Genomic DNA, 15217 nt, shown 5'->3' on the forward strand with positions numbered 1-15217 from the left:
TCGCTACAGTCAACCCATGGCCCGCCCACTCGACCACGCCAAACGCGCCGAACTGCTCGCCGGTGTCATCGCCTACATCGCCGCGCACGGTCTCGCCGAACTCTCGCTGCGGCCGCTCGCCGCCGAGCTCGGCACCAGCTCACGCATGCTCATCCACTACTTCGGCACCAAGGAGGAACTGCTGGTGCAGGCGCTGGCCACGCAGCGCCCCGACATCGCCGCCGTGTTCGCCGATGTCTCCGGCGCGCCCGCGCTGCGCGCCCGGCTGACCGCCTTCTTCGAGGCCAACGTGTCCGGGGGCGGCTCGACCAGCGTCCGGGTGCTGCTCCAGGTGCTCGGCGCGGCCTGCGCGCCGGCCGGTCCCTACGCGCGCTACGCCCACGAGGCGATCGCCGTGTTCGTCGGCGCGCTGGCCGCCGCGCTGGCCCGTCTCGACTCCGTCGAGGATCCGGAAGCCGTTGCCACCCTGCTGATCTCCGGGCTGCGGGGCATCATCCAGGACCGCCTGATCACCGGCGACGTCGAACGCACCACCCGGGCCGCGCAGCGCCTGATCGCGCAGAACATCCGCTAGCCGAGCGTGGGTAACTTGATGTTTGCTGAATCTGGGTAAATGCTGGCATCGACGCGTCCGTTCCAGGAAGGGGTCGATGTGACGGCGAATGCGCCGGAGCGGAAATTCGGGGCCACGCGCTGGCTGATGCTGGCGGTGCTGTGCGCGAGCCTGCTGCTGGTCGCCATGGACGCCACCATCCTCAATGTCGCCCTGCCCTCGCTCATCGACGACCTGCACGTCGGCCAGCTCGCGCAACTCTGGATCATCGACGTCTACGGTCTGGTGCTGGGCGGCCTGCTCATCACCACCGGCGCGGTGGGCGACCGGGTCGGCCGGAAACTGTTGTTCCTCAGCGGGTTCGTCCTCTTCGGCGTCGCCTCCGTGGTCGCGGCCACCGCGCAGAGCGCGGGCCAGCTGATCACGGGCCGGGTCCTGCTCGCGCTGGGCGGCGCCATGGTGATGCCCTCGACGCTGTCGCTGATCCGCAACATCTTCACCGATCCCAAGGAGCGCACCCTCGCCATCGGCATCTGGGCGGCCGTCGCGGGCGCGGGCGCCACCATCGGCCCGATCGTCGGCGGCGTGGTCGTGGAGATGTTCGGCTGGGCGTCGGCGTTCTGGCTGAACGTGCCCGTGGTGGTGCTCACGGTGATCGCGGGCGCCTGGTTGCTGCCGGAGTACCGCTCGCCGCAGTCCGGGCGGCTGGACTGGCTCGCGGCGGCGCTGTCCATCGCGGGCATCGTCAGCCTGGCCTGGGGCATCAAGCACATCGCGAAAGGCGAGGCGGGCGCGCTGGATTGGGGTCTGTTCGTGCTCGCGCTGCTCCTGCTGGCCTGGTTCGCCCGGCGGCAGTTGCGCTCGGCCGACCCGCTGCTCGACGTGCGGCTGTTCCGCAACGGTCCGTTCCTGGCCGCCGCGCTGGCGACCCTGCTGGCCATGCTCGCCATCGGGGCGGCGCTGTTCCTGATCTCGTTGTGGCTGCAATACATTCACGGCTATTCGCCGTCGCAGGCCGGGCTGCGCACCATGCCCTCGGCGGTCACCCTGCTGGCGGCCTCGCTGTCCACGCCCTGGCTGATGCAGCGCCTGGGCGTGCGCGCGGTGCTAGCGATCGGGCTGGGCGCACTGGCCCTGGGCTTCCTCGCCCTGGCGCTGAGCCCGGAGCCGACCACGTATCCGGTGATCGCCCTGGTGTTGGCCACCTTCGGGCTCGGTGACGGCCTCGCCGTCACCGCGGCCGCGGCGGTGCTGGTCTCGGCGGTGCCGCCGGAACGCGCGGGTCAGGCGGGCGCGGTCTCGGAAACGAACTACGAGCTGGGTATCGGCCTCGGCGTCGCGCTGCTCGGCAGTATCCATGCCCGCGTCTTCACCGAGAACATGCCCGGGGCCGGGCTCCAGGGCGCCGCGCTCGAGCAAGCGCGCGGGTCGGTCGGCGGCGCGGCCGAGGTGGCCTCGGAGGTGGATCCGGCCACCCGCGACCAACTGGTGGCCGAGACCGGGCACGCCTTCGACGTCGCGCTCACCACCACCGCCTATATTTCGTCGGCGCTGGTGGCCGTGGTAGCCGTGGTGGCGGTGTGGCTGGTGCCGCGTGGATTTCGCATCACCGGCAGCCATTGACAAATTCGCATTTCTCGGGCAGTGCCGAAATGAATTGATTTGCAGTTCTCCAACGGTTATCGACAATTTGCCGATTCGTTTCCGGACGCCATTTGATCCCTGGTTGAATGACCAGGGGTTCCAGCCGAGTAATTCGAAGGGGAGACACGGACGATCGAATTCCATTGGAGGCATGATGGCCAGCAGCGCGAACGGAAAACCCACCCGCCGGACCGGTAGAGCGCGGACCACGATGCGCGTGGTCGGCGACGAGGTCCGGGCGCCCGTCACCGTCGAGCGCGTGCGCACGCAGCCGGACGTGCGGATCGTCGACAAGGTGGTGCGCCGGCGCGTGCGGATTCCGCGCCGGGTGGAGCAGCCGGTCGTCCGGATCGTCGACAAGGTCGAGAAGAAGCCGGTCCGGGTGCAGCGCATGGTCGAGCGGCCCGTGGTGGAAATTCAGGACAAGGTGCTGGAAAAGCACGTCACCGTCGAGCGCCGGACGCACAAACCGGTGGTGCGGATCGTCGACAAGGTCGTCGAGGTGCCCGTGCAGCAGATCCGGGAGCGGGTGGTCGAGCAGCCCGTGGAGAAGGTGATCCAGCGGATCGTGCAGAAGCCGGTCATCAAGATCGTCGAGAAGATCGTCGAGGTGCCCGTCGAGAAGATCGTCTACAAGGTCGTGCGGCGGCCGGTGGAGAAGGTCGTCCGGATCTACGAGGACAAGCCGGTCATCAAGATCGTGAAGGTGCCGCGCAAGGTGGTGCACCAGAAGGTGGTGGTCGAGCCGGTGACCAAGGTGGTCACCAAGACCGTGCGCAAGGTGGTCGAACAGCCGAAGGTGGTGCAGAAGACCGTCCACAAGACCGTGAAATGGGAAGTCGATCGGATCGTGGAAAAGCCGCGGATCAAGGAGAAAGTGATCACGCGCCCGGTCGAGCACTCGGTCGAGAAAATAGTGGAGCGCCCGCGCGTGAAAGTGCGGACCACCACCAGAAATGTGGAATGGGTTGTCGACGAGGTCGTGGAGCGCTCCACGCCGGTCCGCCGGTCCGGGCGGCGGACGGCCGCGCGCGGCACCGCGATCGAGCAAACGGTGCCGCGCACGGCCACGCCGGTCGTCAAACAGGCGGTGGAGCCGATGATCGGTAAGTGGCCGCCCTACCCTCAGGACACGACCGGCAGGTAGACCTTGCCGCCCTGCCCGGCGAACTCCGCGGACTTCTCCGCCATGCCCGCCTCGATCGCCTCCACATCGGTGAGACCCTGCCGCTCCGCGTACTCCCGCACGTCGGCGGAGATGCGCATGGAACAGAACTTGGGGCCGCACATCGAGCAGAAGTGCGCGGTCTTGGCCGGCTCCGCGGGCATGGTCTCGTCGTGGTACTCGCGCGCGGTGTCCGGATCCAGCGACAGCGCGAACTGGTCACGCCAGCGGAATTCGAAACGGGCCTTGGACAATTCGTTGTCCCGGTCCTGCGCGTGCGGGTGCGCCTTGGCCAGGTCGGCCGCGTGCGCGGCGATCTTGTAGGTGATCACGCCGACCTTCACGTCGTCGCGATTCGGCAGTCCCAGATGCTCTTTCGGGGTGACGTAGCAGAGCATCGCGGTGCCCGCCTGGGCGATGATGGCCGCGCCGATGGCGGAGGTGATGTGGTCGTAGGCCGGGGCGATATCGGTGGCGAGCGGGCCCAGCGTGTAGAAGGGGGCCTCCTCGCAGAGTTCCTCCTCCAGCCGTACGTTCTCCACGATCTTGTGCATCGGCACATGGCCCGGGCCCTCGATCATCACCTGCACGCCATGCGATTTCGCGATCTTCGTGAGCTCGCCGAGGGTGCGCAGCTCGGCGAACTGCGCCTCGTCGTTGGCGTCGGCGATGGAGCCGGGGCGCAGCCCGTCGCCGAGGGAGAAGGTGATGTCGTAGCGGGCCAGGATCTCGCAGAGTTCCTCGAAGTGCGTGTACAGGAACGATTCCTGGTGATGGGCCAGGCACCACGCCGCCATGATGGAACCGCCGCGCGAGACGATGCCGGTGACGCGCTTGGCGGTCAGCGGGACGTAGCGCAGCAGCACGCCGGCGTGCACGGTCATGTAGTCCACGCCCTGCTCTGCCTGCTCGATCACGGTGTCGCGGTAGATCTCCCAGGTCAGCTTGGTCGGATCGCCGTTCACCTTCTCCAGCGCCTGATAGATCGGCACGGTGCCGACCGGGACGGGGGAGTTGCGCAGAATCCACTCGCGGGTCTCGTGGATGTTCTTGCCGGTGGACAGGTCCATGATGGTGTCCGCGCCCCAGCGGGTCGCCCACACCATCTTCTCCACCTCCTCGGCGATCGAGGAGGAGACGGCGGAGTTGCCGATATTGGCGTTGATCTTGACCAGGAACTTCTTGCCGATAATCGTCGGCTCCAGTTCCGGGTGGCGGTGGTTGGCCGGGATCACCGCGCGGCCGGCGGCGACCTCCTCCCGCACCAGTTCGGCCGGGACGCCCTCGCGCGCCGCGATGAAGCGCATCTCCGGGGTGACGATGCCCTGGCGCGCCCAGGCCAGCTGGGTGGGGGGTCCCTCGACCTCGGGCTTGGTCCAGGTGTCGCGCAGCTTCGCCAGGCCCGCCTCCAGATCGATGGCGGCGGTGTCGTCGGTGTACGGGCCCGAGGTGTCGTACACGTCGAAGTGCTCGCCGTTGGTGAGGTTGATGCGCCGCACCGGAATTCGCAGCTCGTCCACCTCGAGGTAGTGCTTGACGCTGCCTTCGATCGGCCCCGTGGTGACGGTGTCGATGGTTTCGGACGTGGTGGTGCCCATGATGTCTCCCTACGCCGGCATTACCCGGTCAGGTTCATACGGTCGACGGCCCTGAGCGCCCGGAATAGGGCTAGCCGTCCTCTCAGCCCGCTGGTGCGAGCCCCCGTTCGGTGTGCAGTTTTCCGGCCCGACCATACCCGTCCGCTACCGTCCGGCACGCACCGAATGCCGGATTCCGTGCGATCCGCACAACCGCGCCAGCGGATCTCCGAGGGGTGCTCGGAGGATCCGCCACCCCGCGCGCGGCGTCAGCTTCCCGTGTTCTCGTAGGCGTCGCGCATGGCCTGCACGTCGATCTTGCGCATGCCGAGCATGGCCTTGGTGGCGCGGTCGACGGCGGCCTGGTCGCCGACCAGCAGCGCGTTGGCCTCGGCGGGCCAGACCTGCCACGGCACGCCGTACTTGTCGTTGAGCCAGCCGCATTCGATCTCCTGGCCGCCGTCGGCCAGCAGCGCCTCCCAGAGCCGGTCCACCTCGGCCTGGCTGTCGCAGTTGATCAGCAGCGACATGGCGTGGGTGTAGCTGTAGTCGCCGCCGCCGTTGATGGCGGTGAAGCGCTGGCCGGCCAGTTCGAAGTCGACGGTCATGACCAGTCCCGCCTCGCGCGGCCCGGCCTCGCCGTAGCGCTGCACGTCGGTGATCTTGGAGTCGGGAATCAGCGAACAGTAGAACTCGGCCGCTTCCTCGGCCTGCGTGTCGTACCAGAGGTTGGTGACGATCTTCTGCATGACGAATCCTCCTGATCGGGTGCACGGATCTCTGTCTTGACTACCCGGGCGCCCCGAATTCATCGCCCGGGCGCGCCGTGGGCGGGCCGGATCCGGCCGCGGACTTCGCCCAGTCCGAGGCGGCGCCGGTCCGGGCCGGGTGCCGAGGCGGTGAGGACGATCTCGTCCCCGTCCTCCAGGAAGGTGCGTTTCTGGCCGTTGACCCGCACGGGTTCGGTGCCGCCCCAGGACAGTTCGATGAACGAGCCGCGCTCATCCGGTGCCGGGCCGGAGATGGTGCCCGAGGCGTAGAGATCGCCGGTGCGGGTGGCCGCGCCGTTGGCGGTGAGGTGCGCGAGCATCTGCGCGGGGGACCAGTACATCCGGGAGTACGGCGGGTAGGCGACCGCCGCGCCGTCCCAGTGCACGGTCAGCGCGATGTCCAGGCCCCACGGGTCGGCGGCGCGCAGGTAGGGGAGCGGGTCCGGGGTCTGGGCGGGCAGCGGGATCCGGGCCGGGGCCAGGGCGGCCATCGGGGTGATCCAGGCCGACAGCGAGGTGGCGAAGGACTTGCCGAGGAACGGGCCCAGCGGCTGATACTCCCAGGCCTGGATGTCGCGGGCCGACCAGTCGTTGACCAGGGCGACGCCGAAGACGTGTGCGTCGAAGTCGGCGATGTCGATCGGGCGGCCCAGCTCGGAACCCACACCGACGACGAACCCCAGCTCCGCCTCGATGTCCAGCCGCGCGGACGGGCCGAAATCCGGTGTGCCCGAATCGCTCCGGCGCTGGCCACAGGGCCGCACGATATCGGTGCCGGACACCACCACGGTGCCCGCGCGACCGTGGTATCCGACCGGCAGGTGCCGCCAATTCGGCAGCAGCGGTTCGGAATCCGGCCGGAAGAGGCGGCCGAGGTTGGTCGCGTGGTCCAGGCTGGCGTAGAAGTCGACGTAGTCGGCCACCTCGATCGGCAGCTTCAGGGTGACCTCGGCCAGCGCATGCACTGCCGCGTCCGGTATCTCGGCGGCGGCCAGGCCGCACACCCGCTCGCGCACCTCCTGCCAGCGCTGTGGCCCCTGCGCCAGAAAGGGATTCAGGCTCGGTGCGGCGAAGATCGGATCGTCCAGTGCCGCAGCCAGATCGATGACCGACGCACCCAGCCGGACGCCGACCCGATAGGGTCCGCGCGCCGGCGCGAACACGCCGTAGGGCAGATTGTCCGGGCCGAACAGCGAATCCGGCGCCACCTCGATCCGCGTCATCGCGGCCCCCGCCCCGACCAGGTCCACGCATAGTCCGGATCTTCACAGGCCAGGGCGCCCTCCCCGAGTTCCAGCGGCCGGAAGGTGTCGACCATGACGGCCAGCTCGTCGAACGCCTCCAGCCCGATGCTGCGCTCGTAGGACCCGGGCTGCGGGCCGTGCGCGTAGCCGCCGGGATGCACCGAGACCGAGCCCTGGCCGATGCCGGAACCCTTGCGCGCCTCGTAGTTTCCGCCGCAGTAGAACATGATCTCGTCGGAGTCGACGTTGGAGTGGTAGTACGGCACCGGAATGGACAGCGGGTGGTAATCCACCTTGCGCGGCACGAAATTGCACACCACGAAGTTGATCGCCTCGAAGGCCTGGTGCACCGGCGGCGGCTGGTGGATGCGGCCGGTGATCGGCTCGAAATCGGCGATGTTGAAGGTGAGCGGATACAGGCAGCCGTCCCAGCCGACCACGTCGAAGGGATGCGTCGCGTACACCATGCGGGTGCCCGCGACCTGACCGCCGGGGCGATGCTTGACCAGCACCTCGACCTCGCCGCCGGTCTCCAGCAACGGCTCGGCGGGCCCGTGCAGGTCGCGCTCGCAGTACGGCGCGTGCTCGAGCAGCTGGCCGAATTTCGAGAGGTAGCGTTTCGGCGGGGTGATGTGGCTGCTCGCCTCGATCGTGTACGCGCGCAACGGTTCCGGACCGGACGGCAGCCAGCGGTGCGTGGTGGCGCGCGGGATCAGCACCTGGTCGCCCTGGCGGACGGGCAGCGGGCCGAAGACCGTCTCCAGCACCGCCGCGCCCGATTCGACATAGACGAGTTCGTCGCCGATGGCGTTGCGGTACAGCGGCGACGGCTGCTTCGCGACCACGTAGGAGATGCGCACGTCGGCGTTGCCGAGGAGCAGCCGGCGCCCGGTCACCACGTCGGTCACCGCCGGGACGTCGCCCGGGAACAGCTCGTGCAGGCGCAGATGACGGTGCCGCAGTGGATGATTCGGCGTGGTGCGCTGATCGGGCAGCTCCCAGACCGTCGCGTCGACGATGGCGGGTGGCAGGCCGCGGTGATAGAGCAGTGAGGAATCCCCGGAGAAGCCCTCCTCGCCCATCAACTCTTCGTAGTAGAGGTTGCCCTGCTCGTCGCGATGCTGGGTGTGCCGCTTCGGCGGCACCGAACCGACCTGCCGATAGAACGCCATGCCCGCATGGTAGTGAGCGGCTCCGAAATCTGTCAGCATATCGACGGCCAGGCTGGCAATCCGTCAGATTTCCGGCCTATAACTCGAATATTTGCCTATCAACTGCCACGTATTGTCGGCCGGTTCCAGCCGCTGTGTCAGTCGGTGAACTCCGCGATCACCGGCGCGTGATCGCTGGCGCCCTTGCCCTTGCGCTCCTCGCGGTCGACCCCGGCCTCCTTCGCCGTGGCGGCCAGCGCCGCCGAGGCGAGGATGAAATCGATGCGCATTCCCTCACGGCGCGGGAAGCGCAATTGGGTGTAATCCCAATAGGTGTAGACGCCCGGCCCGGGCGCGAACGGACGCATGACATCGGCGTAGCCGCTGTCCAGGAAGGCCTGGAACGCCTCGCGTTCCGGTTGCGAGACATGGGTTCTGCCCGCGAAGAAGTCCATCGACCAGACGTCCTCGTCGCGCGGCGCGATGTTCCAGTCGCCGACCAGCGCCACCTTGGCCGCCGGATCCGCCGTCACCCAGTCGGTCGCCGACTTACGCAGGGCGGCAAGCCATTCCAGCTTGTAGGCATAGTGCGGATCGGTGAGCGTGCGGCCGTTGGGCACGTAGAGGCTCCACACCCGCACGCCGCCGCAGGTGGCCCCGAGCGCCCGCGACTCCACCACCGGCGCGCTGATCAGCGACTCCCCGGCGTCCTTGTCGAAACCCGGCTGTCCCGGGAACGCCGGCTCGACGTCGGCCAGGCCCACCCGGGAGACGATCGCCACGCCGTTCCACTGGTTGACGCCCAGGTGGGCCACCTCGTAGCCGAGTTCGTCGAAGCGCTCGAACGGGAACTGGTCGTCGCGGCACTTGGTCTCCTGCAACGCCAGCACGTCGATGTCCTGGCGATCCAGGAACTGCGCCACCCGGTCGATCCGGGAGCGGACGGAATTGACGTTCCAGGTCGCCAAGCGCACGAAAAGCCTTCTTTCGGAATCGTATTCGGGGAGTTACCGGGGCGCCGCGTACCGGTAGGAGTGGTGCTCGAGGAAACCCAGATCGCGATACAGCGCCAGCGCCGCGGGATTGTCGGCCGCCACCTGCACGTAGGCGTGGGTGGCGCCCCGGGCATGACCCCAGCGGATCAGTTCGGCGCACACCAGCGCGCCCAGCCCGTGCCTACGATGCGCCGACTGCACCGCGAGGCAGCTCACGCCGACCCAGCGGCGCAGGTCCGGCGCGGTGGTGACCGCGGCCCGCCCGATGGCGATCGGGTCGGGCACGCCCAGCGCGGCGAAGCCGACCTTGCCGTCACGCACCGCGGTCAGTACCTCGGGCACCGGCTGGCGCGGCACCGCCAGCAGCGCCGGATTCTCGCCCCGGTAGCGGTGCAGATCCAGCCAGGCGGTGTCCGGCTCGGAGACCGTGCGCACCATCGGCGGGCCCTGCGGGAGCACGAAATTGTCGATGTCGATGCCCAGCACGACGGTCTCGTTCCAGGTGCGCCAGCCCTGCGGGACCGGCGCCAGGCGATCGGGCAGCAGCAGCTGGAACGGCAGGCCCTGATCGGCGTACCACTCGGCGATGCGGTGCAGCGTCTCCGCCGCCAGCACCGCGGGCTCCCCGGAACGGCCCAGCGGCGCGGCCGAATTGGCGCGGTGGGTGTAGCCCCGCCCGGCCCGCAGCAGCCAGCCGTCGATCCACTGCTGCCGCTCGCCGGGCCAGCCGTCGGCCGCCGCCGTTTCCAGCGCGCGGATCTCCCGGGTTCTGATCGGTCTGGGCCCCAGGGCCTTGAGGGCGACGACCTGCTCGGCCGGCACCGACACGTGCTGATCGTCGCCGACTCTGATCGTCACCGGATCCAGCGCCACCAGTTCGCCGATCACGTCGGTCAGCGGCGGCGTCGACCCGGCGGGCAGCCGGTAGCGCAGGACCACCCGGGCGCCGAGCGGGATCGCGGGTTCAGTTGTCATCTATCCAATTCAGTCGTCGTGGCCGAAGGGGTCCGGCACGGTCCCCGGGATCCAGCTGAGACCCGGTGTGCCCCAGCCTTCCCGCTTGATGGCCTTCTTCGCCGCCCGCGCGTTGCGGCCGACCAGCACGTCCACGTACAGGAAGCCGTCCAGGTGCCCGACCTCGTGCTGCAGCATGCGGGCGAAGAAGCCCTTGCCCTCGATGTCGACCGGATTGCCCTGCTCGTCGGTGCCGGTGACCCGGGCCCAGTCGGCGCGGCCGGTGGGGAACTGGAAGCCGGGGACCGACAGGCAGCCCTCGTCGTCGTCCTCCGGGTCCGGCATGGTCTCGGGGATCGCGGAGGTCTCCAGCACCGGGTTGATCACCGCGCCCTTGCGGCGGGTGGCGGTGCCGTCGTCGGCGATGTCGGGGCAGTCGTAGACGAACAGCCGCAGCGGCACCCCGACCTGGTTGGCGGCGAGGCCGACGCCGTTGGAGACGTCGAGCGTCTCGTACATGTCCGCGATCAACTCCGCCAGTTCCTCCGGTGTCTGGGTAACCGGTTCGGTCGGGTTGTGCAGAACGGGGTCACCGACGATCACGATGGGGAGGACTGCCATGGGAAACAAGCCTAACCGGTGCGCCGGCGCGCCTCCGGGGCGGAGGCCGGGCGCTCGCGGGGTCCCGGACACGCCGCTGACCGTGGGGTAACCAACACGCCGGGTTCGAGGCCCTAGTACCCCGGGCGCGCGTGGTTGAATGATCCGCGACGTAACGGCACCATTTTCGTCTGGTGGTAACTCGGCGAGGGAGCAGGATGGACGGCGCAGCGGCTCGGAATCTCGAGACGGTAACCGAGGGGGAGAGCAGCGGCCTCAGTCGTCGCGAGCTCGACATCCTGGCCTTCGAGCGACAGTGGTGGAAATACGCGGGCGCCAAGGAAGAGGCCATCCGCGAGCTGTTCTCGCTCTCGCCCACCCGCTACTACCAGGTGCTGAACGCGGTCGTCGACCGGCCCGAGGCGCTCGCCGCCGACCCGATGCTGGTGAAGCGGCTGCGCCGATTGCGCGCCAGCCGGCAGAAGGCCAGAGCCGCCCGCCGCCTCGGATTTCAGGTATGACAACCCGGGTTGCGTTCGTCAAAGCTGAACTGCGGCTAGGGTCGTGGACGTGAGTTCCCCCAATCCCACCTCCGGCGGGCCCCCGTTGCGCGCGCTGGCGATGGTGTTGATCGCGCTGGCCATCGTGTTCGCCGGGCTCGGCGCCATGTCGCTGTCCAATTCCGACTCCGGCACGGTGGCCGAAACGCCGTCCAGCACACCGAAAGCGGTGCCCCCGGCGACCACCACGGCGCCGCGCTCGACCGCGCCCTCCACCGTCGCGGCCGGCACCGGCGCGGAGACCTCTGCGGTGACGTCCACCACAGTGCCGCCCACGACCACACCGCCGGCGCCCACCACGACGGCGCCACCGCCGCCGCCTCCGGCTCCCACGGTGAATCGTGCTGTGCCCGTGCGCGTTCTGAACAACAGCCTGGTCGCGGGCCTGGCCGCCACCACCGCCGCGGAGCTCACCGCCAACGGCTGGACGAACGTCTCGCCGGGCAATTACGCCGGCGGCACGATCGCGAAAACCACCGTGTACTACGGGAATACGGCCGGGGAGAAGGAAGCCGCGCTGCAGATCGCGAACGAGCTCGGAGTCGGCGCCGAGCCGAAAACGGCGGGAATCGACTCCGGCGCGGGTGTGGTCGTCATTTTGACGGGTAACTGAACACCAGGCACCACGAAACGAAGCGCGGGTGACACGGCCCCTGCACGGTGAGACACGACGGGCGTGGCATCATCTTGACCGGTAACGAACGTGTCCACCCAGCTTTACTCGTAAAATTTCGGTACTCGCGAAGGAGTTCCCCCAATGGCCCCGTCCACAACTCGTCGCCCGTCCTGGCGGACTGTGACCCCGGTGCTTGCGGTCGCGGTCTTCGGCCTCGCTGCCTGTACGAACAGCCAGGAATCGAGCGACGTGAAGGGAACCACCCCGCCGGTGTGGACCGGCGCCGACGCCCCGGCCACGAGTGATCCGGGCGCGGAGACAGGCAGCGCGCACGCCAGCTCGGGCTACAAGGTCGAGCTCAAGGATCCCGCCGGCAGCGCGGTCGGCACGGCGAACATCGTCAAGGACGGGAACCACCTGCAGCTCACCATCGAAGCCCGCGGTCTCAAGCCCGGCTTCCACGGTCTGCACATCCACTCGGTCGGCAAGTGCGAGCCGAACTCGGTCGCCCCGACCGGCGGCCCGGCGGGCGCGTTCCTGTCCGCAGGCGGCCACCTGCAGGTCGGCAACGCCAACTCGCACCCGGCCAGCGGCGACCTGACCTCGCTCGAGGTGCGCTCGGACGGCGCCGCCAAGCTGGTCACCACCACCGACGCGATCACGCTGGAAGACATCAAGGGCAAGGCCCTGATGATCCACGCCGACGCGGACAACTTCGGGAACATTCCCAACCGTTATCTCCAGGCCAACGGCGCCGCTGGACCGGACCAGAACACGCTCGCGACGGGTGATGCGGGCGACCGCGTCGCCTGCGGCGTGATCCAGTAACGAAGGTGGCGACATGGCCGGGGCACAGAGCGCGAACGTACCGTTCAAAGGTTCACCCCGGCCCACGATCGGGATCGAATGGGAGATCGCCCTCGTCGACAAGGTGACGCGCGATCTCTCCAACACCGCCTCGGCGGTCTTCGACGCGGTCGGTGATCTGCGGGCCCACGACGGCACCCCGCAGATCACCAAGGAGTTGCTGCGCAACACCGTCGAACTCGTCACCGGGGTGCACGACACCGTCGCGGGCGCCGTGGACGATCTGCGCGGCACCATGGACACGGTGCGCCGCGCCGCCGACCCGCTCGGCGTCGACCTGTTCTGCGCGGGCACCCATCCCTTCGCCCAGTGGTCGGCCCAGCAGCTGACCCGCTCCGAGCACTACGACGAGCTGATCGAGCGCACCCAGTGGTGGGGCCGCCAGATGATGATCTGGGGCGTGCACGTGCACGTCGGAGTCTCGCACCGGGACAAGGTCTTCCCGATCCTGAACTCGCTGCTGCTGTCCTACCCGCATCTGCTCGCGCTGTCGGCGTCCTCGCCGATGTGGGCGGGCTCGGACACCGGCTACGCCAGCAACCGGACGCTGATGTTCCAGCAGCTGCCCACCGCGGGCCTGCCGTTCCAGTTCGAGGACTGGCCGCAGTTCGAGGGCTTCGTGCACGACCAGCTCAAGACGGGCGTGTTCGAGCAGCTCGGCGGCATGCACTGGGACATCCGGCCCGCGCCCAAGTGGGGCACCATCGAGGTGCGCGTCTGCGACGGCATCTCCACCAAGACCGAGCTGGCCGCGATGGCCGCGCTCATCCACTGCCTCGTCGTCGATCTGGACCGGCGGCTCGAGGCCGGCGAACAGCTACCCTCGCTGCCGCCGTGGCATGTGCAGGAGAACAAGTGGCGGGCGGCGCGCTACGGGCTGGACGCCATCGTCATCGTCGACGCCGACAGCAACGAGCGGCTGGTCACCGATGATCTGGCGGAACTGCTGAACCGGCTGGAGCCGACCGCCAAGCAGCTCGGCTGCGCGGACGAGCTGGCCTCGGTCGCCGAGATTCCGGCGCGGGGCGCCTCCTACCAGCGTCAGCGCAAGGTCGCGGCCGCGGCGCAGGGCGATCTGGTGGCCGTGGTGGACTCGCTGGTCAAGGAGCTCGACACCTAGAGCGCTCCTCCCGTTCAGTCGCGCAGGGGGCTGACGTTCATCGGCCGTTTACTATGGTCGACGTGCTAGTCGAGGATCCAGGTTCCGGTGCCGGAAGTGTGGCGCAGCGGCCTACCGTGCCGCGCTCCCGGATCTGGGTCACCGCAGGCGTTTCCGCCGTTCCCGTACTGCTGATCGTTTTACAGGTGATCGCGTCGTGGCAGGGCTTCCAGGGGCCGCTGCAGAGCATCTGGCAGGACTACGCGGGCACCCCCAAGTCGATGACGGTGCCGTGGGCCGGGCTGGTGCTCGCGCTGGTGGGCTTGCCCATGCGCCGGCGGATCATCGCGGTCGGGGCCGCCGTCGCCATCGACGCGGTGTGCGCCGTGCTGCGGCTGCTGGCCGGTGGGCCGTTCAGCGTGGGCAACGGCCCGGTCATCGTGCTCACCGCGATCGCGGTGCTGGCCTGGTGGCGGTGGGACGGTGCGGAGCGCAGGAACGCGCTGCACGCCGCGGCGCTGGGCGCGCTGCTGATCCTCGCCACCAAGGTGGGCGATGTCTGGCTGCACGTCACCACCATGGCGCGGCCCGGGGTGCTCGACGAGTACGTCATCCTGGCCGATCACGCGCTGGGCGATCCGTCCTGGGTGATGGGGCGGGTGCTGGACGCGCTCGGCCCGGCCGTTTCGGCCGTGCTGCACTGGGTCTACATCGAGTTGCCGGTCGCGGCGATCGTGGTCGCGGTGTGGCAGTTGCGCCGGGTCACCGACTCCGGGCGCTGGCCCTCGCACTATCTGGTGCGCACCTTCCTGGTGCTCGGCTTGATCGGGCCCGTGTTCTATGTGCTGTTCCCGGTGGTCGGCCCGATGTTCGCCTTCGGCGCCGACGGGCACGGTCTGCAGCTGGGCAACTACTGGCCCGGCGTGCTGCCGCCGCTCGACCGCAATCCCGCGGAGCTGGCCTTCGACGATTACACCCCGCGCAACTGCATGCCCTCTATGCACACCGCGTGGGCGCTGTCGGTCTTCCTGCACACCCGCCGCGATCTCACCGGCGCCCGCGCACCCGGCTGGCTCCGTTTCATGGGTTCGTTCTGGCTCTTCGGCACCCTCGCCGCCACCCTCGGCTTCGGCTACCACTACGGAGTCGACCTGGTCGCCGGCGCCGTCCTCTGCCTGACCGTCGAATCCGCCCTGCGCGAGCCCGAACGCGGCTGGGGCTGGTTCCGCGTCCGCCTGGTCGCCGCCGGCGCCACCGTCTTCGCGACCCTGCTCCTGTCCTACCGCTTCCTGGCCGTCCCCATGGCCCAATACCCCGTCCTCGCCGGCACCATCGTCCTCGCCGCCCTGGCCGGCATAGCCGCCGCCTTCCACGCCACCTGGTTCGCCCACCGCGACACCCCCGCCCCGGTCGCCGCCTGAG

At 69.1% G+C, this 15217-nt stretch carries 15 protein-coding genes and 1 riboswitch; of the genes, 8 read left to right on the forward strand and 7 right to left on the reverse strand.

The annotated features are described in order from the left end of the window. Positions 1–16 precede the first annotated feature (16 nt). From AB0I43_RS12700 to AB0I43_RS12710, 3 genes are read left to right on the forward strand one after another with little or no spacing between them, the layout of a single operon-like run. Positions 17–574: a TetR/AcrR family transcriptional regulator gene (locus AB0I43_RS12700; RefSeq protein ID WP_356979918.1), complete on the forward strand. Its 558-nt coding sequence runs from the start codon at positions 17–19 to the stop codon at positions 572–574. Positions 575–613: 39 nt separating this feature from the next. After that, positions 614–2176: an MFS transporter gene (locus AB0I43_RS12705; RefSeq protein WP_356979919.1), complete on the forward strand. Its 1563-nt coding sequence runs from the start codon at positions 614–616 to the stop codon at positions 2174–2176. Beyond that, the gene (locus AB0I43_RS12710) at positions 2148–3344 is read left to right on the forward strand and encodes an IMCp domain-containing protein (protein WP_356979921.1); all 1197 of its coding nucleotides are present in this window, start codon (positions 2148–2150) and stop codon (positions 3342–3344) included. The genes AB0I43_RS12705 and AB0I43_RS12710 overlap by 29 nt, the downstream gene beginning before the upstream one ends. Here the strand turns inward: AB0I43_RS12710 and thiC are convergent. The 7 genes from thiC to AB0I43_RS12745 form a co-directional block, all read right to left on the reverse strand. Then, the gene (gene thiC, locus AB0I43_RS12715; protein WP_356979923.1) at positions 3323–4960 is read right to left on the reverse strand and encodes a phosphomethylpyrimidine synthase ThiC; all 1638 of its coding nucleotides are present in this window, start codon (positions 4958–4960) and stop codon (positions 3323–3325) included. The two genes, AB0I43_RS12710 and thiC, sit on opposite strands and share 22 nt — an antisense overlap. 6 nt (positions 4961–4966) lie before the next feature. Next, a riboswitch (TPP riboswitch) is annotated at positions 4967–5067 on the reverse strand. Between the two features lie 141 nt (positions 5068–5208). Next, positions 5209–5688, reverse strand: coding sequence for a VOC family protein (locus tag AB0I43_RS12720; protein ID WP_356979924.1), 480 nt, complete (start codon positions 5686–5688; stop codon positions 5209–5211). Between the two features lie 59 nt (positions 5689–5747). Continuing rightward, a complete protein-coding gene (gene fahA / locus AB0I43_RS12725; protein ID WP_356979925.1) occupies positions 5748–6932 on the reverse strand; it encodes a fumarylacetoacetase in 1185 nt (394 codons plus the stop codon). Further along, the gene (locus AB0I43_RS12730; protein WP_356979927.1) at positions 6929–8125 is read right to left on the reverse strand and encodes a homogentisate 1,2-dioxygenase domain-containing protein; all 1197 of its coding nucleotides are present in this window, start codon (positions 8123–8125) and stop codon (positions 6929–6931) included. The genes fahA and AB0I43_RS12730 overlap by 4 nt, the downstream gene beginning before the upstream one ends. A 137-nt stretch (positions 8126–8262) precedes the next feature. Further along, a complete protein-coding gene (locus AB0I43_RS12735) occupies positions 8263–9078 on the reverse strand; it encodes an exodeoxyribonuclease III (protein ID WP_356979929.1) in 816 nt (271 codons plus the stop codon). 33 nt (positions 9079–9111) lie between these two features. Next, positions 9112–10074, reverse strand: coding sequence for a GNAT family N-acetyltransferase (locus AB0I43_RS12740; RefSeq protein ID WP_356979931.1), 963 nt, complete (start codon positions 10072–10074; stop codon positions 9112–9114). Between the two features lie 9 nt (positions 10075–10083). Further along, a complete protein-coding gene (locus AB0I43_RS12745) occupies positions 10084–10674 on the reverse strand; it encodes a peptide deformylase (protein WP_356979933.1) in 591 nt (196 codons plus the stop codon). 197 nt (positions 10675–10871) lie between these two features. Between AB0I43_RS12745 and AB0I43_RS12750 the strand changes: the two genes are divergently transcribed. The 5 genes from AB0I43_RS12750 to AB0I43_RS12770 all read left to right on the forward strand — a co-directional run bounded on the left by AB0I43_RS12750 (position 10872) and on the right by AB0I43_RS12770 (position 15216). Beyond that, positions 10872–11174 carry a DUF3263 domain-containing protein gene (locus AB0I43_RS12750; RefSeq protein ID WP_356979935.1) on the forward strand — a complete coding sequence of 101 codons (303 nt, stop codon included), beginning with the start codon at positions 10872–10874 and terminating at the stop codon, positions 11172–11174. A 49-nt stretch (positions 11175–11223) separates the two neighbouring features. Further along, complete coding sequence (locus AB0I43_RS12755) at positions 11224–11826, forward strand: LytR C-terminal domain-containing protein (RefSeq protein ID WP_356979937.1); 603 nt, start codon at positions 11224–11226, stop codon at positions 11824–11826. 144 nt (positions 11827–11970) lie between these two features. After that, positions 11971–12657 carry a superoxide dismutase family protein gene (locus AB0I43_RS12760; RefSeq protein WP_356979939.1) on the forward strand — a complete coding sequence of 229 codons (687 nt, stop codon included), beginning with the start codon at positions 11971–11973 and terminating at the stop codon, positions 12655–12657. Between the two features lie 13 nt (positions 12658–12670). Further along, entirely contained in the window at positions 12671–13816 is a 1146-nt protein-coding gene (locus AB0I43_RS12765; RefSeq protein ID WP_356979940.1) for a glutamate--cysteine ligase, read from the forward strand. 53 nt (positions 13817–13869) lie between these two features. Then, entirely contained in the window at positions 13870–15216 is a 1347-nt protein-coding gene (locus AB0I43_RS12770) for a DUF5933 domain-containing protein (protein WP_356979942.1), read from the forward strand. Position 15217 lies beyond the last annotated feature (1 nt).

Source organism: Nocardia sp. NPDC050435, from assembly GCF_040655395.1.
Taxonomy (GTDB): domain Bacteria; phylum Actinomycetota; class Actinomycetes; order Mycobacteriales; family Mycobacteriaceae; genus Nocardia.